Here is a 22,033-nt window from a genome sequence, read left to right on the forward strand (position 1 = left end):
TCCCCACCTCTACGGGACGGTTGCCGGTAACGACCCTGGCTGATTATCCGTCGATGCGTGAGCCGGGCGCGCGCCGTAGTCAAGGCGCTGACGTCCTGGTAAAATCAGAACCAAAGGTCAGTAAGATCGAGAATTCAAGGAGACGGAAATGTCATACAGTGGCGAACAAGATCAATTTGCACCTCATATGGCGCTGGTGCCGATGGTGGTCGAACAGACCTCCCGCGGCGAGCGCTCTTACGATATTTTCTCCCGTCTGCTCAAAGAGCGCGTCATCTTCCTGACCGGTCAGGTGGAAGACCACATGGCCAATCTGATTGTGGCGCAGATGCTGTTTCTGGAAGCGGAAAACCCTGAGAAAGATATCTACCTGTACATTAACTCGCCGGGTGGGGTGATTACCGCAGGGATGTCTATTTATGACACCATGCAGTTTATTAAGCCGGACGTTAGCACTTTCTGTATGGGACAGGCGTGCTCTATGGGCGCATTTCTGCTGACCGCAGGCGCGAAAGGCAAGCGTTTCTGCATGCCGAACTCCCGCGTCATGATCCATCAGCCGCTGGGTGGTTTCCAGGGCCAGGCGACGGATATCGAGATCCACGCGCGTGAGATCCTGAAAGTGAAGTCGCGTATGAACGAACTGATGGCGCAACATTCGGGTCAGCCTCTTGAGAAAATAGAGCAGGACACCGAGCGCGATCGTTTCCTCTCCGCCGAGGAGGCGGTAGAGTACGGTCTGGTCGATTCTGTCCTGACCCACCGTAATTGATGTCCGCACGAGGGGGTGTCGCTATACTATAGGGAAAACGCGGCACACCAGCGTGTTTTGGTATCGGCTGCGCCAGCAATATTTGGGCACTTGCGTCGTCGCGTGCGGCACAAAGCAACAGAGAAGAGGTTTTGACTCATGACAGATAAGCGCAAAGACGGTTCAGGAAAACTGCTGTACTGCTCTTTTTGCGGCAAAAGCCAGCATGAAGTGCGCAAGCTGATCGCAGGGCCGTCAGTGTATATCTGCGACGAATGTGTCGATCTGTGTAACGACATCATTCGCGAAGAGATAAAAGAGGTGGCTCCGCATCGCGAACGTAGCGCATTGCCGACGCCCCACGAAATTCGTCACCACCTGGATGATTATGTCATCGGTCAGGAACAGGCTAAGAAAGTGCTGGCGGTGGCGGTGTACAACCACTACAAACGTCTGCGCAACGGCGATACCTCTAATGGGGTTGAACTGGGCAAAAGTAATATTCTGCTGATCGGTCCGACCGGTAGCGGTAAAACGCTGCTGGCAGAGACCCTGGCGCGCCTGCTGGATGTGCCCTTCACGATGGCGGATGCCACCACCCTGACCGAAGCCGGTTACGTGGGTGAGGATGTGGAGAACATCATCCAGAAGCTGCTGCAGAAATGCGATTACGACGTGCAGAAAGCGCAGCGCGGTATCGTCTATATCGATGAAATTGACAAGATCTCCCGTAAGTCGGATAACCCGTCGATCACTCGCGACGTTTCTGGCGAAGGGGTTCAGCAGGCACTGCTGAAACTCATCGAAGGCACCGTGGCTGCCGTACCGCCTCAGGGTGGTCGTAAGCATCCCCAGCAGGAGTTCCTGCAGGTTGATACTTCCAAGATCCTGTTTATCTGCGGCGGCGCATTCGCCGGGCTGGATAAGGTGATCGCTAACCGCGTTGAAACTGGCTCCGGCATTGGTTTTGGCGCGACGGTGAAAGGTAAATCCCAGAAGGCGACCGAAGGCGAGCTGTTAGGCCAGGTAGAGCCGGAAGATCTGATCAAATTTGGTCTGATTCCGGAATTTATCGGCCGTCTGCCGGTGGTTGCGACCCTGAGCGAGCTGAGCGAAGATGCGCTGATTCAGATCCTGAAAGAGCCAAAAAATGCGCTGACCAAGCAGTATCAGGCGCTGTTCAATCTGGAAGGGGTCGAGCTGGAATTCCGCGACGAAGCGTTGGAAGCTATTGCCAAAAAAGCGATGGCGCGCAAAACCGGCGCCCGTGGCCTGCGTTCCATCGTGGAAGGCGCGCTGCTGGAAACCATGTATGACCTTCCTTCCATGGAAGATGTGGACAAAGTGGTTATTGATGATTCGGTCATCGATGGTCAGTCTGAGCCGCTGCTGATCTACGGAAAATCTGAAGCTACCCAGCAGGCATCTGGTGAATAATTAACCAGAAGCGACAGTGAGTTAGCATCAAAATGGGGGATTTTATCCCCCATTTTTTTTTCCTGCATTCTCGCCGTTGAATGTCCGGGAAACATCCCCATATACTGACTTAACTAGCTTTGGAGATGCCGTGAAGAGCGTTCACGTGCGCCCCATTCCCTGGCGGAAACTAAACTAAGAGAGAGCTCTATGAATCCTGAGCGTTCTGAACGCATTGAAATCCCCGTATTGCCTCTGCGCGATGTGGTGGTTTATCCGCACATGGTCATTCCGTTATTTGTTGGGCGGGAGAAATCCATTCGCTGCCTGGAAGCGGCTATGGACCATGATAAAAAAATCATGCTGGTGGCGCAGAAAGAGGCTTCGACGGATGAGCCGGGTGTTAATGACCTTTTCTCCGTGGGGACCGTAGCCTCTATCCTGCAAATGCTCAAACTGCCGGATGGTACGGTAAAGGTACTGGTAGAAGGCCTGCAGCGTGCGAAGATCACCACGCTTGCCGACAATGGCGACTACTTTTCTGCCCAGGCGGAATATCTTGACTCTCCGGACATTGAAGAGCGAGAGCAGGAGGTGCTGGTACGCACCGCGGTCAGCCAGTTCGAAGGCTACATTAAGCTCAATAAAAAAATTCCCCCCGAGGTGCTGACGTCGCTCAATAGTATCGACGATCCGGCGCGCCTTGCGGATACCATCGCTGCTCATATGCCGCTCAAGCTGGCGGATAAGCAGTCGGTGCTCGAAATGTCCGACGTCAACGAACGCCTTGAATATCTGATGGCGATGATGGAGTCGGAAATCGATCTGCTGCAGGTTGAGAAACGCATTCGTAACCGCGTGAAAAAGCAGATGGAAAAGAGTCAGCGCGAGTACTACCTGAATGAGCAGATGAAGGCCATTCAGAAGGAACTCGGTGAAATGGACGATGCGCCGGACGAAAACGAAGCGCTGAAGCGCAAGATCGAAGCGGCCAAAATGCCGAAAGAGGCGCGCGAAAAGACCGAAGCTGAACTCCAGAAGCTGAAAATGATGTCGCCGATGTCGGCGGAAGCTACCGTGGTGCGCGGCTACATCGACTGGATGGTGCAGGTGCCGTGGAATACCCGCAGCAAGGTGAAGAAGAACCTGCGTCAGGCTCAGGAAGTGCTGGATACTGACCACTATGGTCTGGAGCGCGTGAAAGATCGCATTCTGGAATATCTGGCGGTGCAGAGCCGTGTGAATAAGCTGAAAGGCCCGATTCTGTGTCTGGTGGGGCCGCCGGGGGTGGGGAAAACCTCTCTGGGGCAGTCCATCGCTAAAGCCACTGGTCGTAAATATGTGCGCATGGCGCTGGGCGGGGTGCGCGACGAAGCGGAAATCCGCGGTCACCGCCGTACCTATATCGGCTCTATGCCAGGCAAACTGATCCAGAAAATGGCGAAAGTGGGCGTTAAAAACCCGCTCTTCCTGCTGGATGAGATCGATAAGATGTCTTCCGACATGCGCGGCGATCCCTCTTCCGCGCTGCTTGAGGTGCTGGATCCCGAACAGAACGTGGCCTTCAACGACCACTACCTGGAAGTGGATTACGACCTCAGCGATGTAATGTTCGTGGCGACCTCTAACTCCATGAACATTCCGGCGCCGCTGCTGGACCGTATGGAAGTGATTCGTCTGTCCGGCTACACCGAAGACGAAAAGCTGAACATTGCCAAACGTCACCTGCTGCCGAAGCAGATTGAGCGTAACGCCCTGAAAAAAGGCGAACTGGTGGTGGAAGACAGCGCTATTGTCGGCATTATCCGTTACTACACCCGCGAAGCCGGGGTACGTAGCCTGGAGCGTGAAATCTCGAAACTGTGTCGTAAGGCGGTAAAACAGCTGCTGCTGGATAAGAGCCTGAAGCATATCGAAATTAACGGCGACAATCTGAAAGAGTTCCTGGGCGTTCAGCGCTTCGACTATGGCCGTGCCGACAGCGAAAACCGCATCGGCCAGGTGACCGGTCTGGCCTGGACTGAGGTTGGCGGCGATCTGCTGACTATTGAGACGGCCTGCGTGCCTGGTAAGGGCAAACTGACCTATACCGGTTCGCTGGGCGAGGTCATGCAGGAATCGATTCAGGCGGCACTGACGGTAGTGCGCGCGCGTGCGGATAAACTGGGAATTAACCCAGATTTCCACGAAAAACGCGACATACACGTGCATGTTCCTGAAGGCGCCACGCCGAAGGACGGCCCGAGCGCGGGTATCGCCATGTGTACTGCGCTGGTCTCCTGCCTTACCGGTAACCCGGTACGCGCCGATGTGGCGATGACCGGTGAGATTACGCTGCGTGGTCAGGTACTGCCCATCGGCGGTCTGAAAGAGAAGCTGCTGGCGGCACACCGCGGCGGGATTAAAACCGTGCTGATTCCGGATGAAAATAAACGCGATCTGGAAGAGATTCCTGACAACGTGATTGCCGATCTGCAGATTCATCCGGTAAAAACCATTGAAGAAGTATTGTCTCTGGCGCTGCAGGATGCTCCTTCCGGAATGCGTGTGGTAACCGAAAAATAGTGACCTGACGCAAAGAGAAGCGATAAAAAGCGGGCTGGCGGGTGAATTGTCACTTGCCAGCTTTTTTTTGACTGGCTACTTTAGATACGGTCTGGCTTATTTTTCAGACAAAGGCATGCTACAACGGGTGTTGTAAGGGCATGACATGCCTGATATAACTGCTGCGCGGTCGTACCGTGAAGGACCAGGGTGCGATATAAAAAAGAAAGAGAGGAAGAAAATAGTGAATAAATCCCAACTGATCGACAAGATTGCCGCAGGTGCTGATATTTCCAAAGCCTCGGCTGGACGTGCGTTAGATGCGTTACTGGCATCGGTTACCGAGTCTCTGAAAAGTGGAGATGACGTAGCGCTGGTTGGCTTCGGCACCTTCGCTGTTAAAGAGCGTGCTGCCCGTACCGGTCGTAATCCGCAGACCGGTAAAGAGATCAAGATCGCAGCCGCTAAAGTACCGGGCTTCCGCGCCGGTAAAGCGTTAAAAGACGCTGTGAACTGATCGCAGTGCTCGTTCGGGCATCGCGATTTTAAATGTATACAGAGAGGCACATCGTCAGATGTGCCTTTTTTATTGGCTGAAAACGTCTTTAATGCGCGATTCGGGCTGACAATGACCCTGATTTCTTGTCAAAATAGCCCTTTGCGTGCGCCGCCTCTGGCTTTGGCTGCGCAGGGTAAACCAGAGTCCCTTAAACGGGATAGATTACAGCGGAGTGCTGCGACACCATGATGGAAAATTTACGCACGGCAGCCAACAGCGTCGTGCTCAAGATCGTACTGGGTCTGATTATTGTCTCATTCGTACTGACTGGCGTGGGTAACTACCTGATTGGCGGGAACGGTAACTACGCGGCGAAGGTCAACGATCAGGAGATTAGCCGGGGCCAGTTTGAGAACGCGGTGATGGGCGAGCGCAACAAGCTACAGCAGCAGCTGGGTGAGCGCTATTCCGAACTGGCGGGCAACGAAGGCTACATGAAGGCGATGCGCCATCAGGTACTGCAGCGCATGATTGATGAAGCCCTGCTGGACCAGTATGCGAAACACCTGGGACTCGGTATCAGCGACGATCAGGTGAAGCAGGCCATCTTCAATGAACAGGCTTTCCAGAGCGATGGCAAATTCGATAATGCACGCTATAACGCCCTGATCGCTAACATGGGCATGAGCGCAGATCAGTATGCTAACGCGCTGCGTCGTCAGCTGACCACCCAGCAGCTGATCAACGCCATCATCGGCAGCGACTTTATGCTGCCAGGCGAAACCGATTCGCTGGCCGCGCTGGCAGCACAGCAGCGCGTGGTGCGTGAAGCGACTATCGACACCCGCGCGCTGGTGGCGAAGCAGCAGGCGACTGATGCGGAAATCTCCAGCTACTACGAGCAGCATAAAAATAACTTTATGCTGCCGGAACAGTTCCGCGTCAGCTACATCAAGATGGATGCGGCGCAGATGCCATCTGAGGTGAACGATGCCGATATCCAGTCCTGGTACGATCAGAATCGCGACCAGTACACTCAACCGGCCCGCTATCGCTACAGCATCATTCAGACCAAAACCGAAGCCGATGCGCAGGCGGTGCTGGATGAGCTGAAAAAAGGCGCGGACTTCGCGACCCTGGCGAAAGAAAAATCCAGCGACATTATCTCTGCCCGTAAAGGCGGTGATATGGGCTGGCTGGAACCGGCCACCACGCCAGACGAGCTGAAAAACGCCGACCTGAAAGAAAAGGGCCAGCTTTCCGGCGTCATCAAGTCCAGCGTGGGCTTCCTGGTCGCGCGCCTGGACGACCTCCAGCCGGCTAAAGTGAAGCCGCTGGCCGAGGTGCACGATGCTATCGCACAGAAACTGAAGCAGGAGAAGGGCCTGGATGCCTTCTACGCCCAGCAGCAGAAAGTGGGCGATGCGGCGATGAACGATACCGAATCGCTGGTCGGTGCCGAGCAGGCCGCGGGTGTTAAAGCGGTAGAAAGCGGCTGGTTCGATCGCAACAACCTTCCGAAAGAGCTGGACTTTAAACCGGTGGCCGATGTTATCTTTGGCGGCTCCCTGCTGGGGGAAAACGGCACGCCGGGCAGCAACTCTGACATTATCACCGTCGATGGCGATCGCGCTTTTGTGCTGCGTATTGCTGAACATAAGCCGGAAACCGTGAAGCCGCTGGATGATGTGCGCGACCAGGTGGTAGCCGCTGTGAAACAGCAGAAGGCTGAACAGCAGGCGAAGCAGCAGGCAGACAAGCTGCTGGCAGCGCTGAAAAAGGGTGAAGGCGATGCCGCCCTGAAAGAGGCGGGCGTCAGTTTTGGCGCAGCGCAAACCCTGAGCCGTAGTCAGGATCCGCTTTCCATGAAAGCTTTCGATATGCCGCTGCCGGAGAAAGGCAAACCTTCTTACGGTGTCAGTAACGACGCGAAAGGCAATATGGTGCTGCTGGCGCTGGACGAAGTTCAGGCCGGTAAAATGCCGGAAGAGCAGAAGAAAGTGATGGTCAGCCGCATGACAGAAAACAATGCCGAGCTGGCTTTCGAAGCGCTGATGAGTAATCTGCGCAAAGAAGCGAAAATTAAATTGGGTGACGCGGCGGAACAACAGCAATAATTCGGGCTCTCTTCCGCTTTTTTTGCACCCAGATGCAACAAACAAAGGCCGCTTACGCGGCCTTTTCCATATCTGAAATCCGGGGTTTGTCCGTATGGCATGGAGCTGGGTAGGGTGTCTCTACTGTTAACCAAAAGGAGAAGGAAACAGCATGAAGACTTTACTATCCCCCCTGTGGCTTACCCTGGCGCTGCTCGTCAACGGTAGCGTCGCTCACGCGGCATCTGAGGAGGTAACCCCCCAGTCGCCGGTACCGGCCCTTATTACCGCCTCTGAATCCCAGATCAGTATCAATACGGCTTCGGCAGAGGAGCTGGCAGAGGCGCTTAACGGCATTGGTCTGAAGAAGGCACAATCCATCGTGCGTTATCGGGAAGAGAACGGCCAGTTCGCCAGCATTGACGATCTGCGTTCGGTGCCGGGCGTTGGCAATGCGCTGGTGGAGCGGAATTTGTCCCGCCTTAAGCTTTAACGCCCTGAAGGCGGTCTGGTAGTGAATTTCTGCTACGCTTGTAGAGGTCATACCAGTAGGTATGACCTTATTACAACCTGTGCCCTGGGCCGGAGGGGGAAACCGTGGAAAAGAGACAGGAAACCGTTCCCCACGCAAGCGGGGATATACCGCAAACGCGGATAAAAGTGCGGGGATACCATCTTGATGTCTACCAGCACGTGAATAACGCCCGCTATCTGGAATTTCTGGAAGAGGCACGCTGGGAAGTGTTGGAAACCCAGTCGGGATTCCGCTGGATGGTGGAGCAGGGGCTGGCCTTTGTGGTGGTCAACATCAATATCAACTACCGACGCCCGGCGCTGCTGGGTGACCGTCTGACGGTCACCAGCAGGATGCAGACGCTTAACGGTAAAAGCGGCGTACTGAGCCAGGTCATTACCCGCGACAGCGAGAGTGATGTGGTTGCCGATGCGTTAATCACCTTTGCTTGTGTCGATCTACAGAGCCAGAAGGCGCAACCGTTGGAAGGAGAATTGCGCCGCCATCTGGAAATGATGATGGACTGAAATGGCGTCAAATACCGAAAACGGCGCGAACTTTCAGGCCGTGATATGGGGGGAATACAGTACTTTTCCCTATTATTTATATTGTTTATCAATATGTTATTAGCCTGGCGACTTAGCGAAGCGGCATCTACACTTTGGAAACCTTAAGGCTGTGATGACCGGATAATTGTGCTTTTTCGTAAAGAGGTCAGTGACTACCAGCAGGCATTTCGCTCAGGGCAGGTTCTTCTGCTACGCGGCTGGCCTGTCTGGGCAACGGTGAGTGGCACCGTATTAATTGTGTTGAGTCTGTTGTTGCTGCTTATTTTTGGCAGCTATACCCGCCGTATTAATGTGAGTGGCGAAATTATCACGCTCCCGCATACGGTGAATTTATTTGCGCCGGAGCAGGGAATGATTGCCCGCCTGTTGGTCCACAACGGGCAGGAGGTCAATGCTGGTACGCCGCTGTATCAGTTGGATATCGGCCGGGTGACCCGTAACGGTAGCCTTAGCGCGACCACGCTTGCCGTGCTGGAAAAACAGCGCCAGCGTACGGAGTCCATCATTCGGGAGATCGAAAACAACAGGAAGGCCACTCTGGAAGGGCTACAGCTTCAGCTTGAACGCTATACCGAGGCCAGAGATAGCACTCGTCAGATGGTGGACTCAGCCTCTGTTGGCCTGCGCGCCATGCGGGAAAGCATGAAGGATTATGGCGAATATCGGCGCCGCGGGCTGGTGACCACAGACCAGCAGAATAACCAGCGTTATCTCTTCTACCAACAGCAGACCGGCTGGCAGAGCCTGAATGCTCAGCTTATCCAACAGGATCTGCAAATTTCGAGCCTGCGCAGCGAACTAATTGTTCGCAAGGCCGAATTCGACAGCCAGATCGATCAATACCATATCCATATCGATGACCTGCGACGCCAGATGGCGGAAGCCGATGCCAGCGGAATGCGGCTGGTGACCGCGCCGGTGGCGGGGCGTGTCTCTTCCCTGGGGGTCACCGAAGGGGAGATGGTTGGCGCAGGTGACAGCCTGGCACAGCTGGTGCCGGTCAACAAAGATGCCTGGCGGCTGGTGGTCTGGATCCCCGGTGAAAGCATTCCATGGGTGCATCCTGGCGATGGCATCAATCTGCGCTATACCGCCTTCCCGTTTCAGAAGTATGGCCAGTTCCCCGGGCGCATAGAGTCTATTTCTAAAGCGCCGGTTCCAGCCCGGGAGATTGAACGCTATGCCAGCGCGCCGAGAACGCCTGCGGGCAGCGTGAGCGATGGCTGGTTTAAGGCGGTGGTGAAGCCGGATCTTTCCGGCCTGACTCCGCAGGGCAAGTCACCGCCAGTAAGCAGCGGAATGCAGGCGGAAGCCACGCTATTCCTGGAAACGCGATCGCTCTGGCGCTGGATATTGTCGCCGTATTACTCATTAAAAAGCAGCATAACAGGGGAAGTACATGACCGCTGAAGGACTCAAGACGCTGGTGGGGCGTCTGGGATTAACGCTACGCCGTCGGATACCGGTCATCCTGCAGACTGAGGCCGCTGAATGCGGTCTGGCCTGCCTGGCGATGGTTTCGGCGGCACATGGGCAATCTACCGATCTGCTCAGCCTGAGAAGGCGGGTGGGGCTTTCTTCCCGGGGGAGTACCCTGCGTCAGATTATGGAGATAGCCAACGCCAGCGGCCTGAAAACGCGTGCGCTACGGCTCGATCTGGAAAATCTCAGCGCCCTGAAAACCCCCTGTATTCTGCACTGGGATCTGAACCATTTTGTGGTACTGGTTGCGGTTCGGCGTGGTCAGGCGATTATCCACGATCCTGCCGCAGGGCGGCGGGTGATGGCGATGAGCGAGGTCTCCCACCATTTTACCGGCGTGGCACTGGAGCTCTGGCCCACGGAGCGCTTTAACGAAGGCGAGGAAGCGCCGCGTAACGTGCTAAAGATTCGCACCCTGACCAAAACCATCAGTGGGCTATGGGGTGCGTTAACTAAGCTATTTTGCTTTTCCCTGCTGATTGAGTCAGTCAACCTGCTGCTGCCAGTAGGGATGCAATTGGTGATGGACCATGTGATACCCGCCAGCGACACCGGGCTGCTGACGCTGATTTGCCTTGGATTGCTGTTTTTTGTGCTGTTCCGAACCGCGGTCAGTATGACTCGCGGCTGGACATCGCTGGTCATTGGTACGCTCATTGATATTCAATGGAAATCCCGACTGTTTGATCACCTTCTGGCGCTGCCTCTGGACTACTTTGAGCGGCGTCGGCTCGGTGATATCCAGTCCCGCTTCGCCTCACTGGATACTCTGCGCACAACGCTCACTACCAACGTGGTAAACAGTATTATCGACGGCATCATGTTCGTTGGGCTGCTGGTGATGATGGCGCTCTACGGCGGCTGGCTGGTGTGGGTAGTACTGGCATTCACTATGGGCTGGGTTATCTTCCGCATGATGACCTACAGCGCCTGGCGTAGGGTATCTGAAGAGCAGATCGTCAGAACGGCCCGCTCGTCTTCTCATTTTATGGAAAGCCTGTACGGGATGGGAACGCTCAAGGCGCTTGGGCTGTCCGGGCAGCGTGCCCAGTCGTGGATGAACCTGAATGTCGAAAGCGCCAACGCCACGGTACGCAAGACCCGTTATGAAATGCTGTTTTCAGGCGGAAATGTACTGATCTCCACGCTGGAGCAGATAACTCTGCTGTGGCTGGCCGCAGAGCAGGTTATTCAGGGGCATATCACGCTGGGGATGTTTGTGGCGTTCAACACCTATCGCGGTCAGTTTTCCGAACGGGCGGCCAGCCTGCTGGATATGGCGTTACAGTTGCGTATGCTGTCGCTGCATACCGACAGGGTGGCGGATATTGCCATGACGAGTGTCGAATCCGGCAGTGAGCATGTTTCCGGTCAGGATTCGCCGCTGGTGCCTCTGGGGCAGCCCGCCTCGCTCACTATCCATAATATGAGTTTTCAGTTCGATGCCCTTTCGCCGCCGCTGTTTCAGGAGCTGGAACTGTCCGTGGCGCCTGGTGAGAGTCTGGCGATTACCGGCCCTTCCGGGCAGGGGAAAACCTCTCTGATGAAGATTATGGCGGGGCTGGTACAGCCAGCCGGAGGTGAAATCAGGATCAACGGCATTAATATCCATCAGGCGGGATTTGCGCGTTATCGGGCCTGTATCGCGACGGTATTACAGGACGACACGCTGTTTGCCGGTTCGGTACGTGAGAACATTACGGGATTCGACAACGAACCGGACGAACGGTGGGTACAGGAGTGCGCTATCCGTAGCAATCTCCATGAAGAGATACAGCGCATGCCGATGGGCTATGAAACCTTAATCAGCGAACTGGGTAGTAGCCTGTCGGGCGGTCAGAAACAGCGTTTGCTGATTGCCAGAGCGCTATACCGGCGACCGGCGATTCTGTTCCTGGATGAGGCGACCAGCCACCTGGATCAGGACAATGAGGCGCAAATCAACACGGCAATCAAAGAGATGAACATCACCCGCATCATGATTGCTCACCGTCCGTCCACCGTGGCATCGGCAGACCGGGTGGTGAATATTCTGGCATTGAAGCAAAAGCAGGAAGTTATCGGGCCAGAAAATTGAATCTGTCACAGTGATAACGGAGTGTGATAACCGTCAGCTTCTGCTTGCTCGTTTTTTAGTAAGCCTTTATAACAATGGCTGCCTGAATACTGTCGGATTTTTCGACAGGCAGGCAGAGGCGTTTGGCATTGACTATGAAACCCGCGCCAAAGCAGGGGATTCGGCGGCGCAGCACTATCTGCGGTGGGCGTCGGCCTTGTCGCGTACGGGCTATGCGGAATACTGGGCTGGAGTCCATTTTCTTAACGGTATCAAAGGCTTTATGGCGCCGGACAAAACCCGGGCGAGCGGATGGCTTAAGGAGAGCTGCGCCCAGGGATTTGATTCCGCCTGCGATGAGCTGGACAGCCCCGTGCTGGCAGGCGGAGGATAAGCCCGGCTCAGGCCAGACCGATTTTTTCCTTCATCGCGGCCAGGATTACCGCCTTATCGTTCAGGTAGCCGCTCAGACCGTTAGCACGAAGATGGCAGGCGGCGCATTCGCCGCAGCCGTCGCCGCGAATGCCGTTATAGCAGGTCAGGGTGTGCTCCCGTACCAAATCCAGTCGGCCCCAGTAGTCGGCCAGCGCCCAGGTTTCCGCTTTGTTGAGCCACATCAGCGGCGTTTCAAAGCGTACATCCCGGGCCATCCCCAGCGTAACGGCGTGGTTTAGCGCCTTCACGAACTCGTCGCGGCAGTCTGGGTAGCCGGAAAAATCGGTTTCGCATACTCCGGTAATCACCGCTTCGGCCTTGACCTGATAAGCGTAAATGGCCGCCAGGGTCAGAAACAGAATATTGCGTCCTGGCACGAAGGTATTGGGAATGCCGTCGGCTTCCGGTTCGTAATCCGGCACCGGGATGCTGTCGCGGGTCAGGCTGCTAATCGCCAGTTCATTCAGAAGCGTCACGTCCAGCACTTTGTGTGCGGCGGCGCCCAGTTCCAGCGCCAGTTCGCGGGCGACATCGATCTCCGCATGGTGACGTTGACCATAATCGAAAGTGACGCAGTGGACTTCGTCATACTGCGCCAGGGCCTGGATCAGGCAGGTGGTGGAGTCCTGGCCACCGCTGAAAACGACAACTGCGCGTTTCATGATTCACCTGGTAGTGGTTAGTTATGTCGGGGCGTCATGGTACGCCATCGGCCGTCCTGCGTCACGTACCCGGCGGCGGCAGCCAGGCCCGGGAAAAGTCAAACCAGCCCCAGGCGTTCAGTTGAATCCCCTGTACCCCCGGGGGAGCGCTGATCTGATAGCGATAGTTAAACAGCGGCGTGACTATGGCCTGCTCTACCAGACGACTGAACAGCCTGCGCAGGGCGTCGTTGCGATCCCGGGTTTCTGGTGAACGCTGTAGCGCATCCAGCGTCGCCTGGATATGGGCCTGTTGCGGCCCGCTCAGGATAAAGGACCACAGTGGATCGCAGCGTAGCCACTGCTCCAGGGTATATTCCGCCGCTTCACCGATCAGCCGGTCGCCCATAACCAGATCGGCTTCCTCGACCGCCAGGCCGTCGTCCCAGTTTTTCACATTGCGGAACACCAGTTCCAGCTCGCAGCCCAGCTCCGCCAGGCGGCGACGCAACTGCTGCGCCATGGCGTGGAGTTCGACCGGTAGTCGGTAAAGAAGCCGCAGCCGCGGCGGCAGCTGAACAGGGGCGACATCGGTAAAATTGGGCAACTGTTGGCCGGGCAGCAGGGTGTGGCTTGGCGTGATCAGTTCGGGATCCAGCGGTAGCGCATCGAGCATGCCTTGCTGGTGGATCAAAGCCATCAGATAACGGGCCTGGGGCGCTGACAGCCGCCCTTGCTGGCGGATCGCCAGCCAGCTGAATCCCAGACTCACGCTGCGACTGACCGGACGTAGATCGGGAAACTGTGCCTGCTGGCCGATGGCGATCTGCACCGGATGACGACAGCTGGTGCCGAGCTGTTCGTCAAACAGACCCGGCGTTATCCAGAACTCAATGGCCCGCAACAGCGGATGCGCCAGGTGATAACCGTCGTGGCTCTCAAGTCGCACCAGACTATTGTCGAAGTGGCTCAGGCGGAAGGGGCCGCAGCCCAGCCTGTCTTCATCGGGATGGGCAATTCGGCTGCCGAAGCTGGCGAGCCGCCAGGGGAGCCAGTAGTCGGGCTGATGAAGCCGGAAACGCAGGCACCAGGCGTGCGGCGCATCGATTTGCGCTACGCTTGCAAACAGGCGGCTGAACATGGGCTGAGTCATCAGCGTCTGCAGGCGCGCCAGAATCTGTTCGGCACTGACCGATTCGCCATCGTGCCAGCGCAGGGTGGGGCGCAGGAAAAAGTGCCAGCAGGTGCCGCTATTGTCCGTCTGCCAGCGGTGCGCCATATCGGGTTGCGGTTGGGAGCTGTCATCGCTGAAACGGGCCAGACCGGCGAAGATCTGGCTGGTCAGGTGCTGTTCGGCTCGACCGGGTAAAAAACCTGGCGTGAGCGATTCAAGGGGACGATAGTAAGGAATACGCAGAGTAGGAATATCGTTCTGCCACTGCCCGCCGAGCAGGGGTTGTAGCACATGGCGCAACTGTTCCGGCGCCAGCTGGGCCAGTGCCAGGGCGCTTTGCTGTTGCCCCTTATCCAGCGCCTGCTGCATCAGCAAGGCCCGGACTTCGTCGGGGCTTACCAGGAAACTGAGTTCACCGCGGCGTCCGCGACCGGCGCTGGCGCGCCAGCGCAGCCAGCCAGCGTTCTCCAGTTGGCCCAGCAGGGTGCGGATATGGCGTTCGCTACAGAAACAGTGGGCCGCCAGTTCGGCGACGGTCGCCTGTTGGGGAGCGCCTTCGGAAGGCTGCCACAGGCGCTGAAACTGATTGAGTCGGTTGAGTTGGCGCATGGCTAAATACGGAACAATTTTTTGGCAAGTATTCACTATTTGTTCCGGATAATCCAGGCAATACTGCCGGTTATCAGTAACAGACTGAATGAGGGCTTTATGGCGCGACTAGCGGCTTTTGATATGGACGGCACACTGCTGATGCCGGACCACCGAATGGGGGAAGTGACCCGGCGCACGCTTGAGCGTTTGCGCGAGCGGGATGTGATCCTGACCTTCGCCACCGGACGCCATCTGCTGGAGATGCGCCATATTGCCAGTGAACTGCTGAACGGCGCGTTTTTGATTACCGGCAACGGTACCCGGGTGCATGATATTCGCGGCGAACGCCTGTGGGGCAACGATCTTGCCCCGGATGTCGCAGAACGGGTGTTGCACGGCCACTGGGAAACCCGCGCCAGCATGCACGTGTTTAACGACAGCGGCTGGATGACCCAGAGTGATATCCCGGAGCTACTGAAGGCCCATGTTTACAGCGGTTTTCGCTATCGGCTGGTGGACCTGAAACGGCTTCCGGCCCATGAGGTGACCAAAATCTCCTTCTGTGGCGATCGCGACGATCTGGTGCAGTTGCGGATTCAGCTTAACGATGCGCTGGGAGAGCGGGCGCACCTCTGCTTCTCCTCCGTGGACTGTCTGGAAATTTTGCCCCATGGCTGTAACAAGGGCGCGGCGCTGGCGGTGCTTGGCGCGCATCTGGATGTGCCCCTTGCCGAATGTATGGCCTTTGGCGATGCGATGAACGATCGCGAGATGCTGGGTGCCGTAGGGCACGGCGTGATTATGGGCAATGCCATGCCCCAGCTCCGGCAGGCGCTGCCTCACCTGCCAGTGATCGGCCACTGCGCCAGAGAAGGGGTGGCCCACTATTTAACCCATTGGCTGGATACGCCCCATCTTTCATATTCCCCCGAAAGGTGAGTGGCACTACGGCAGGCCCGCTTCAGGCGGGCCTTTTTTATGGTTCATCGCGGATTAGCGTGAAACTGGAGTTATGGTGGTTAGCCCATTTGTCTTGATGAATATGCAATGGTGGAGAAGGTTCCGTTCACCTTAAGGTGATTTTGCCTATGCCAGTTCCGGAACCGGTGAACGGGTCAGGAGGCTCAAACGCCGCCTCCTGACAACCTGGCTTTCCGGCGTAAAAATCGCCCTTCGGGATTACTCGGCCCGTCCCTGGGCCTCGCCCCTCCGGGGCCAACGCCTGCGGCGTTGTTCAAAATTGCTCCCGGCAATTTTGTCCTCCGCTTTTCCCGTCCGCCGGACGGGTCGGGCATAACGGCACGTCCGTGTGCCGTATGCCCTCAGCCCGACGTCCTGTCGGGCTGACCCTGGCGCCCGTGAACGCTTCGGCGATTTTCAGGCCGGAGAGTGTCACCACCTTTAATCTTCAGCCTGATTTATCAGGAAAGGATATTGCTGGTGTCATTCCGGTAAACAGACTGAAGCGACGAGGGGGTTATGTCCCGGCTTAAAAAACGCCGGAGCGTTCACGGAGGGCCGGAGGAGCGACACGGATGTTGCGACAGGGCGAGGCCGCCAGGGATGGCGGCTCTCGCCCGGTCCGGTAAGCCCGGAGTGATAAGCGCAGGGGACCGCGCAAGCGGCGTTTTTTACCGCCGGGAAGCCCGGGTTGTCAGGGTGGTGGCGACTGAGCCACCCTGACCCGTTCACCGGCGGTGAATTAACAGAGCAGCAGTCACGAAAAGTGAACGGAACAGCCACCGCATCATCATATTCTGCCGGTTTTTAGCTTCCGCTTTCGAATACTCCACGCTAATTCGCGATGAACCTTTTTTATTTCATCATCTGCTCAATCTGCGCCCGCCACGGACGCGGATCGCCAATATGCTCCGCCACCCACTGCGGATTGTAGTATGTCTCCAGATAGCGATCGCCGCTGTCGCACAGCAGCGTGACGATGGCGCCCTGGCGACCTTCGTCACGCATTCTGGCCGCCAGCTGTAGCACACCCCACATATTGGTACCGGTAGAAGCGCCAGGCCGACGACCCAACTGGCTTTCCAGCCACTGCATGGCGGCGATGCTGGCGGCATCGGGTACTCGCATCATTTCGTCGATGGCGTCCGGAATAAACGACGGCTCAACTCTTGGGCGACCGATCCCTTCAATCCGGCTGCCGGTTGCGCTGGAGAGCGACGGGCAGCGCTGTTGCCAGTAGTCCAGGAACACCGAGTTATCGGGATCCACCACCGCCAGCCGGGTAGGGTAGCCTTTACAGCGAAGATAGCGGCCGATGGTGGCGGAAGTGCCGCCAGTACCGGCGCTCATCACGATATATTCCGGCACCGGAAAGGGTTCGCTTTCCATCTGGCGGAAGATGCTGTCGGCAATATTATTGTTGCCGCGCCAGTCGGTGGCCCGCTCGGCAAAAGTGAACTGATCCATATAGTGGCCGTTCAGTTCCCGGGCCAGCTCTTCGGCGGCGGCGTATATCTCGCAGGGGCTGTCGACGAAGTGGCAGCGACCGCCGTAAAAGGCGATTTGTTCTATCTTACGGCGGGCCGTATAGCCGGGCATCACGGCGATAAACGGCAGGCCGAGCAGCCGGGCGAAGTAAGCTTCGGAAACTGCGGTGGAGCCGGATGAAGCTTCAATAATCGGCATGCCTTCCCGGATCCAGCCATTGCACAGGCCATACAGAAACAGCGAACGCGCCAGGCGATGCTTCAGACTACCGGTTGGGTGGGTGCTCTCATCTTTCAGATAAAGATAAATCCCGGGAAAGGCGGGCAGCGTCAGCCGAATCAAATGGGTATCGGCAGAGCGTTGGTAGTCGGCGTTAATCTCATTAATGGCCTGAGTGGCCCATTGTCTGGTCATGGCAGCGTGTCCGTTTGTCTGTTTGTGCAGCGCTACTTTACCCCGGACTTCGGAAAAAGGGATTGCCATTTAGCCCCCCGAAGACCACCATGATAGAAAATATTTCTCTGTTATGGTGAAAATATGGATAAAACTGACCGCAGGCTGCTGGCGCTTCTTCAGCAGGACTGTTCGCTCTCTTTGCAGGAGCTGGCGGATGCCGTTAATCTGACTACAACTCCCTGCTGGAAACGCCTTAAGCGGCTGGAAGAGGCGGGAATTATTCAGGGCCGTGTAGCGTTGCTGGACCCGGAAAAACTGGGCCTGGGGCTAACGGCCTTTGTGCTGATTAAAACCCAGCAGCACAGCAGCCAGTGGTACAGCCAGTTCGTGGCAGCGGTGGACGCAATGCCGGAGGTGCTGGGTTTCTGGCGCATGGCGGGGGAGTATGACTATCTGATGCGGGTGCAGGTGGCGGATATGAAGCGCTATGACGATTTCTACAAACGCCTGGTTAACAGCGTGCCGGGCCTGAGCGATGTGACTTCGAGTTTCGCCATGGAACAGATAAAATATACTACTGCGTTGCCGCTGGAAAATTAGGGCAACCCTCTTTGTTCTGTTGCGCCCAGCCGCGGGCGGGCGATATCAGGAATTTTGTCGCGTGCGATTATTTGCTCAATTAAGCTGGTTTTTTCTCCGTGAATGGCGGCGCTATCTTAGCGCAGTATCTCTGCTGATATTGGTGTCCATTCTGCAACTTATCCCTCCCAGACTGGTGGGAGTCATTGTCGATGGCGTGACCGAAAGCCATTTCAGTACCGGGCAGATCCTTAAATGGGTTGGCCTGATGGCGCTGATTGCGGTCATGGTCTATCTGCTGCGCTATTTCTGGCGCGTTCTGCTATTTGGCGCGTCGTATCGCCTGGCGGTGGAGCTGCGTGAATCCTACTATCGCCAGTTGTGTCGCCAGAATCCTACCTTTTATTTGCGTCACCGCACTGGCGATCTGATGGCACGGGCCACTAACGATGTGGATCGGGTGGTGTTTGCCGCCGGGGAAGGGGTGCTGACCCTGGTGGATTCACTGGTGATGGGCTGTGCGGTGCTGATTGTGATGAGCACCCAAATTAGTTGGCAGTTAACGCTGCTGGCGCTACTCCCCATGCCGGTAATGGCGGTGGTGATTAAGCGCTATGGCGATATGCTGCACCAGCGCTTTAAGCGAGCTCAGGCGGCATTCTCCACCCTGAACGATCGCACCCAGGAGAGTATGACCAGTATCCGCATGATCAAAGCCTTTGGGCTGGAGGACAGACAGTCGGCGCTGTTTGCCGATGAAGCGCGTGATACCGGCGAGCGCAATCTGCAGGTGGCGCGCATTGACGCCCGCTTCGATCCTACTATTTATATCGCTATTGGCATGGCGAACCTGCTGGCGGTGGCTGGCGGAAGCTGGATGGTGGTTCAGGGCACGCTGACCCTGGGGCAACTGACGAGTTTCACCATGTATCTTGGTCTGATGATTTGGCCGATGCTGGCGCTGGCGTGGATGTTTAACATCGTCGAACGCGGCAGTGCCGCTTACAGCCGTATCCGGGCGCTACTGGCGGAAGCGCCGGCCATTGCCGATGGCGACCAGCCGCTGCCTGCCGGGCGTGGGACGCTACAGATGGATGTGAAAGCGTTTCACTATCCTGAAACCGCCGAACCCACGCTGGAAAATATCGCGTTCACCCTGGCTCCGGGCCGGATGCTGGGGCTGTGCGGCCCCACCGGCTCCGGTAAGAGCAGCATACTGGCGCTAATTCAGCGTCACTTCGACCCCGATAGCGGCGAGATCCGCTTCCACGATATGGCGCTGCCAACGCTGCGTATCGACGACTGGCGCGCCAGGCTGGCGGTGGTGAACCAGGGGCCGTTCCTGTTTTCCGACACGGTGGCCGCCAATATCGCGCTGGGTCGCCCGGGCGCCACGCAGCAGCAGATAGAAGAAGCGGCGCGGCTGGCCTGCGTACATGACGATATCCTGCGCCTTGCCAATGGTTATGAGACCGAAGTGGGGGAGCGCGGCGTGATGCTCTCCGGCGGCCAGAAGCAGCGTATCGCCATTGCCCGGGCTCTGTTGCTCGATGCCGAAATATTGATCCTCGACGATGCGCTGTCGGCGGTAGACGGGCGCACCGAGCACCAGATCCTCCATAACCTGAAAACCTGGGGTAAAGAGCGCACCCTGATAGTTAGCGCTCACCGTCTGTCGGCCCTGACGGCTGCCAGCGAGATACTGGTGCTGCAACGCGGTCAGGTGGCGCAGCGCGGTCGCCATGACCGGCTGGTGGAGCAGCCAGGCTGGTATCGCGATATGTACCGCTATCAGCAACTGGAAGCCGCGCTGGATGAAGCGCCGGTCGACGAGGAGGCAACGGATGCGTAATTTGCGTCAGTTGTGGCCGACGCTGAAGCGGTTGCTGGCTTATGGCTCGCCCTGGCGACGCCCGCTGATGATGGCGGTGGCAATGCTGTGGGTTGCGGCTGCGGCGGAAGTCAGCGGACCGGCGTTGATCAGTTACTTCATCGACAATATGGTGGCTCAGCACCGGCTGCCGGTGAAGCTGGTGGCGGGCCTGGCCGTACTCTATATTCTGCTGCAAATTCTGGCGGCGTCGCTGCACTACGCCCAGGCGCTGTTGTTTAACCGCGCTGCGGTAGGCGTGGTGCAACAGTTGCGTACCGATGTCATGGATGCGGCGCTACGCCAGCCAATTAGCGCTTTCGATACCCAGCCGGTAGGAGAATTGATCTCCCGGGTAACCAACGATACCGAAGTGATTCGCGATCTTTACGTCACCGTGGTAGCCACGGTGCTGCGTAGCGCGGCGCTGATTGGCGCTATGCTGGTGGCGATGTTCAGCCTGGACTGGAGAATGGCGCTGGTGGCGATTGCCATCTTCCCGGCGGTGCTGGTGGTGATGCTGATTTACCAGCGTTACAGCACCCCCATCGTGCGTCGGGTGCGCAGCTGGCTGGCGGATATTAACGACGGCTTTAATGAAGTGATTAACGGCATGAGCGTGATCCAGCAGTTCCGCCAGCAGGCGCGTTTCGGCGAGCGGATGGGGCGGGCCAGCCGTAATCACTATCTGGCGCGTATGCAGACCCTGCGCCTGGACGGCTTTTTACTGCGCCCGCTGCTGAGCCTGTTTTCGGCGTTGATCCTGTGTGGCCTGCTGATTCTGTTCGGCTTTAGCCCGCAGGGCACTATCGAAGTGGGGGTGCTGTATGCCTTTATCAGTTACCTCGGGCGTCTTAACGAGCCGCTGATTGAGCTGACCACCCAGCAGTCGATGTTACAGCAGGCGGTAGTCGCCGGGGAGCGAGTCTTCGAACTGATGGACCGCCCTCGCCAGCGCTATGGCGACGATACCCGACCGCTGGCTGGCGGTAGTATTACCATTCGCTCTCTCTCCTTTGCCTATCGCGAAGACAGGATGGTACTGAAAGATATCGATCTGGAGGTGCCGTCGCGTGGTTTTGTGGCGCTGGTGGGCCATACCGGTAGCGGTAAGAGCACCCTGGCCAATCTGCTGATGGGCTACTATCCTCTGACCCGCGGCGAGATTCTGCTGGATGGCCGCAATCTGGAAAGCCTGAGTCACGAAGCGCTGCGTCAGGGCGTGGCGATGGTGCAGCAGGATCCGGTAGTGCTGGCGGATACGTTTTTTGCTAACGTCACTCTGGGGCGCGATATCAGCGAACAGCGGGTCTGGCAGGCGCTGGAAACGGTACAACTGGATGCCCTGGCCCGCACAATGCGCGACGGGATCCAGACCCGGCTGGGCGAGCAGGGCAATAATCTGTCGGTGGGTCAGAAGCAGCTACTGGCCCTTGCTCGGGTACTGGTGGCGCCGCCGGAGATTTTAATCCTCGATGAAGCCACCGCCAGTATTGATTCCGGTACTGAACAGGCTATTCAACGGGCGCTGGCGGTGGTACGCCAACACACCACATTGGTGGTTATCGCCCACCGCCTTTCTACCATCGTCGAGGCGGATACCATAATGGTGCTGCATCGCGGCCGGGCGGTGGAGCGCGGCACCCATGAGCAGTTACTGGCGGCCCGTGGTCGTTACTGGCAGATGTATCAGTTGCAACTGGCAGGCGATGAACTTCAGGCCGCCGGGCGCGAGGAGACGCCGATCGTCTGATGCACCACGCCGGGGCGCGCTATTAACCGGGCGCCCCGTTCATCAATTTTCTGCACCATAATGGTGCGCCAGCGCGCACCAGCGAACCCGCAGGCTGCACGCCGGTAAAGCATTTCTTCTCTTCTCCTCCCCTCCGGGCGCGACTGGCGCCGGATAATGCGTTTTGGCATGCCCCTTGCTTTATCCCTTTGTATGCGGATTTCGCCTGGACGGAGGGGA

18 protein-coding genes are annotated in these 22,033 nt (G+C 57.2%); 14 read left to right on the forward strand and 4 right to left on the reverse strand.

The features are described from left to right. The first annotated feature begins 148 nt into the window (after positions 1 to 148). The 10 genes from clpP to FEM41_RS11040 all read left to right on the forward strand — a co-directional run bounded on the left by clpP (position 149) and on the right by FEM41_RS11040 (position 12,321). A complete protein-coding gene (gene clpP / locus FEM41_RS10995; RefSeq protein WP_138096013.1) occupies positions 149 to 772 on the forward strand; it encodes an ATP-dependent Clp endopeptidase proteolytic subunit ClpP in 624 nt (207 codons plus the stop codon). A 138-nt stretch (positions 773 to 910) separates the two neighbouring features. Beyond that, positions 911 to 2,188 carry an ATP-dependent protease ATP-binding subunit ClpX gene (clpX, locus tag FEM41_RS11000; protein ID WP_138096014.1) on the forward strand — a complete coding sequence of 426 codons (1,278 nt, stop codon included), beginning with the start codon at positions 911 to 913 and terminating at the stop codon, positions 2,186 to 2,188. Between the two features lie 189 nt (positions 2,189 to 2,377). Then, positions 2,378 to 4,732 carry an endopeptidase La gene (gene lon / locus FEM41_RS11005; protein WP_138096015.1) on the forward strand — a complete coding sequence of 785 codons (2,355 nt, stop codon included), beginning with the start codon at positions 2,378 to 2,380 and terminating at the stop codon, positions 4,730 to 4,732. Between the two features lie 223 nt (positions 4,733 to 4,955). Continuing rightward, positions 4,956 to 5,228 (forward strand): nucleoid-associated protein HU-beta, encoded by a 273-nt coding sequence (gene hupB, locus FEM41_RS11010; protein ID WP_138096016.1) that lies wholly within the window; start codon positions 4,956 to 4,958, stop codon positions 5,226 to 5,228. 227 nt (positions 5,229 to 5,455) lie between these two features. Next, complete coding sequence (gene ppiD, locus FEM41_RS11015; RefSeq protein ID WP_138096017.1) at positions 5,456 to 7,327, forward strand: peptidylprolyl isomerase; 1,872 nt, start codon at positions 5,456 to 5,458, stop codon at positions 7,325 to 7,327. A 151-nt stretch (positions 7,328 to 7,478) separates the two neighbouring features. Beyond that, positions 7,479 to 7,799 carry a ComEA family DNA-binding protein gene (locus FEM41_RS11020; RefSeq protein ID WP_138096018.1) on the forward strand — a complete coding sequence of 107 codons (321 nt, stop codon included), beginning with the start codon at positions 7,479 to 7,481 and terminating at the stop codon, positions 7,797 to 7,799. 146 nt (positions 7,800 to 7,945) lie between these two features. Further along, entirely contained in the window at positions 7,946 to 8,347 is a 402-nt protein-coding gene (locus FEM41_RS11025) for a YbgC/FadM family acyl-CoA thioesterase (RefSeq protein WP_241666630.1), read from the forward strand. Between the two features lie 168 nt (positions 8,348 to 8,515). Next, on the forward strand, positions 8,516 to 9,799 hold the full coding sequence (locus FEM41_RS11030) for an HlyD family secretion protein (RefSeq protein WP_138096020.1): 1,284 nt from the start codon (positions 8,516 to 8,518) through the stop codon (positions 9,797 to 9,799). After that, the gene (locus tag FEM41_RS11035) at positions 9,789 to 11,948 is read left to right on the forward strand and encodes a peptidase domain-containing ABC transporter (RefSeq protein WP_138096021.1); all 2,160 of its coding nucleotides are present in this window, start codon (positions 9,789 to 9,791) and stop codon (positions 11,946 to 11,948) included. The genes FEM41_RS11030 and FEM41_RS11035 overlap by 11 nt, the downstream gene beginning before the upstream one ends. A 10-nt stretch (positions 11,949 to 11,958) precedes the next feature. Continuing rightward, positions 11,959 to 12,321, forward strand: a complete 363-nt coding sequence (locus FEM41_RS11040) for a hypothetical protein (RefSeq protein ID WP_168198781.1) — start codon at positions 11,959 to 11,961, stop codon at positions 12,319 to 12,321. 7 nt (positions 12,322 to 12,328) lie between these two features. On the opposite strand, the gene queC is transcribed toward FEM41_RS11040, so the two are convergent. Together queC and FEM41_RS11050 are read right to left on the reverse strand one after the other, a co-directional pair. Then, positions 12,329 to 13,024 (reverse strand): 7-cyano-7-deazaguanine synthase QueC, encoded by a 696-nt coding sequence (queC, locus tag FEM41_RS11045; RefSeq protein WP_138096022.1) that lies wholly within the window; start codon positions 13,022 to 13,024, stop codon positions 12,329 to 12,331. A gap of 61 nt (positions 13,025 to 13,085) precedes the next feature. Next, entirely contained in the window at positions 13,086 to 14,786 is a 1,701-nt protein-coding gene (locus tag FEM41_RS11050) for an SgrR family transcriptional regulator (RefSeq protein ID WP_138096023.1), read from the reverse strand. A 99-nt stretch (positions 14,787 to 14,885) separates the two neighbouring features. Here FEM41_RS11050 and cof point away from each other — a divergent pair, with 99 nt between their 5' ends. Then, positions 14,886 to 15,707, forward strand: a complete 822-nt coding sequence (gene cof, locus FEM41_RS11055; protein ID WP_138096024.1) for an HMP-PP phosphatase — start codon at positions 14,886 to 14,888, stop codon at positions 15,705 to 15,707. Positions 15,708 to 16,583: 876 nt separating this feature from the next. Here the strand turns inward: cof and FEM41_RS11060 are convergent. Then, positions 16,584 to 17,630: a PLP-dependent cysteine synthase family protein gene (locus FEM41_RS11060; protein ID WP_138096025.1), complete on the reverse strand. Its 1,047-nt coding sequence runs from the start codon at positions 17,628 to 17,630 to the stop codon at positions 16,584 to 16,586. A 123-nt stretch (positions 17,631 to 17,753) separates the two neighbouring features. Between FEM41_RS11060 and FEM41_RS11065 the strand changes: the two genes are divergently transcribed. The 3 genes from FEM41_RS11065 (at position 17,754) to FEM41_RS11075 (ending at position 21,814) form a co-directional block, all read left to right on the forward strand. Continuing rightward, on the forward strand, positions 17,754 to 18,212 hold the full coding sequence (locus FEM41_RS11065) for an Lrp/AsnC family transcriptional regulator (protein ID WP_138096026.1): 459 nt from the start codon (positions 17,754 to 17,756) through the stop codon (positions 18,210 to 18,212). A gap of 61 nt (positions 18,213 to 18,273) precedes the next feature. Then, complete coding sequence (locus FEM41_RS11070) at positions 18,274 to 20,043, forward strand: SmdA family multidrug ABC transporter permease/ATP-binding protein (protein WP_138096027.1); 1,770 nt, start codon at positions 18,274 to 18,276, stop codon at positions 20,041 to 20,043. Continuing rightward, complete coding sequence (locus tag FEM41_RS11075) at positions 20,036 to 21,814, forward strand: SmdB family multidrug efflux ABC transporter permease/ATP-binding protein (protein WP_138096028.1); 1,779 nt, start codon at positions 20,036 to 20,038, stop codon at positions 21,812 to 21,814. The genes FEM41_RS11070 and FEM41_RS11075 overlap by 8 nt, the downstream gene beginning before the upstream one ends. Here the strand turns inward: FEM41_RS11075 and FEM41_RS11080 are convergent. Next, the gene (locus tag FEM41_RS11080; RefSeq protein WP_138096029.1) at positions 21,778 to 21,984 is read right to left on the reverse strand and encodes a hypothetical protein; all 207 of its coding nucleotides are present in this window, start codon (positions 21,982 to 21,984) and stop codon (positions 21,778 to 21,780) included. The genes FEM41_RS11075 and FEM41_RS11080 overlap by 37 nt on opposite strands. Between the last annotated feature and the right edge of the window lie 49 nt (positions 21,985 to 22,033).

Origin of the sequence: Jejubacter calystegiae, from assembly GCF_005671395.1 — a bacterium.
Lineage (GTDB): Bacteria > Pseudomonadota > Gammaproteobacteria > Enterobacterales > Enterobacteriaceae > Jejubacter > Jejubacter calystegiae.

What these genes read in the sequence shown, in the direction of transcription:
- clpP (WP_138096013.1), top strand. Translation starts at nt 149, where the DNA reads ATGTCATACAGTGGCGAACAAGATCAATTTGCACCTCATATGGCGCTG.
- clpX (WP_138096014.1), top strand. Translation starts at nt 911, where the DNA reads ATGACAGATAAGCGCAAAGACGGTTCAGGAAAACTGCTGTACTGCTCT.
- lon (WP_138096015.1), top strand. Translation starts at nt 2,378, where the DNA reads ATGAATCCTGAGCGTTCTGAACGCATTGAAATCCCCGTATTGCCTCTG.
- ppiD (WP_138096017.1), top strand. Translation starts at nt 5,456, where the DNA reads ATGATGGAAAATTTACGCACGGCAGCCAACAGCGTCGTGCTCAAGATC.
- FEM41_RS11020 (WP_138096018.1), top strand. Translation starts at nt 7,479, where the DNA reads ATGAAGACTTTACTATCCCCCCTGTGGCTTACCCTGGCGCTGCTCGTC.
- FEM41_RS11035 (WP_138096021.1), top strand. Translation starts at nt 9,789, where the DNA reads ATGACCGCTGAAGGACTCAAGACGCTGGTGGGGCGTCTGGGATTAACG.
- queC (WP_138096022.1), bottom strand. Translation starts at nt 13,024, where the DNA reads ATGAAACGCGCAGTTGTCGTTTTCAGCGGTGGCCAGGACTCCACCACC.
- FEM41_RS11050 (WP_138096023.1), bottom strand. Translation starts at nt 14,786, where the DNA reads ATGCGCCAACTCAACCGACTCAATCAGTTTCAGCGCCTGTGGCAGCCT.
- cof (WP_138096024.1), top strand. Translation starts at nt 14,886, where the DNA reads ATGGCGCGACTAGCGGCTTTTGATATGGACGGCACACTGCTGATGCCG.
- FEM41_RS11060 (WP_138096025.1), bottom strand. Translation starts at nt 17,630, where the DNA reads ATGACCAGACAATGGGCCACTCAGGCCATTAATGAGATTAACGCCGAC.
- FEM41_RS11065 (WP_138096026.1), top strand. Translation starts at nt 17,754, where the DNA reads ATGGATAAAACTGACCGCAGGCTGCTGGCGCTTCTTCAGCAGGACTGT.
- FEM41_RS11075 (WP_138096028.1), top strand. Translation starts at nt 20,036, where the DNA reads ATGCGTAATTTGCGTCAGTTGTGGCCGACGCTGAAGCGGTTGCTGGCT.
- FEM41_RS11080 (WP_138096029.1), bottom strand. Translation starts at nt 21,984, where the DNA reads ATGCCAAAACGCATTATCCGGCGCCAGTCGCGCCCGGAGGGGAGGAGA.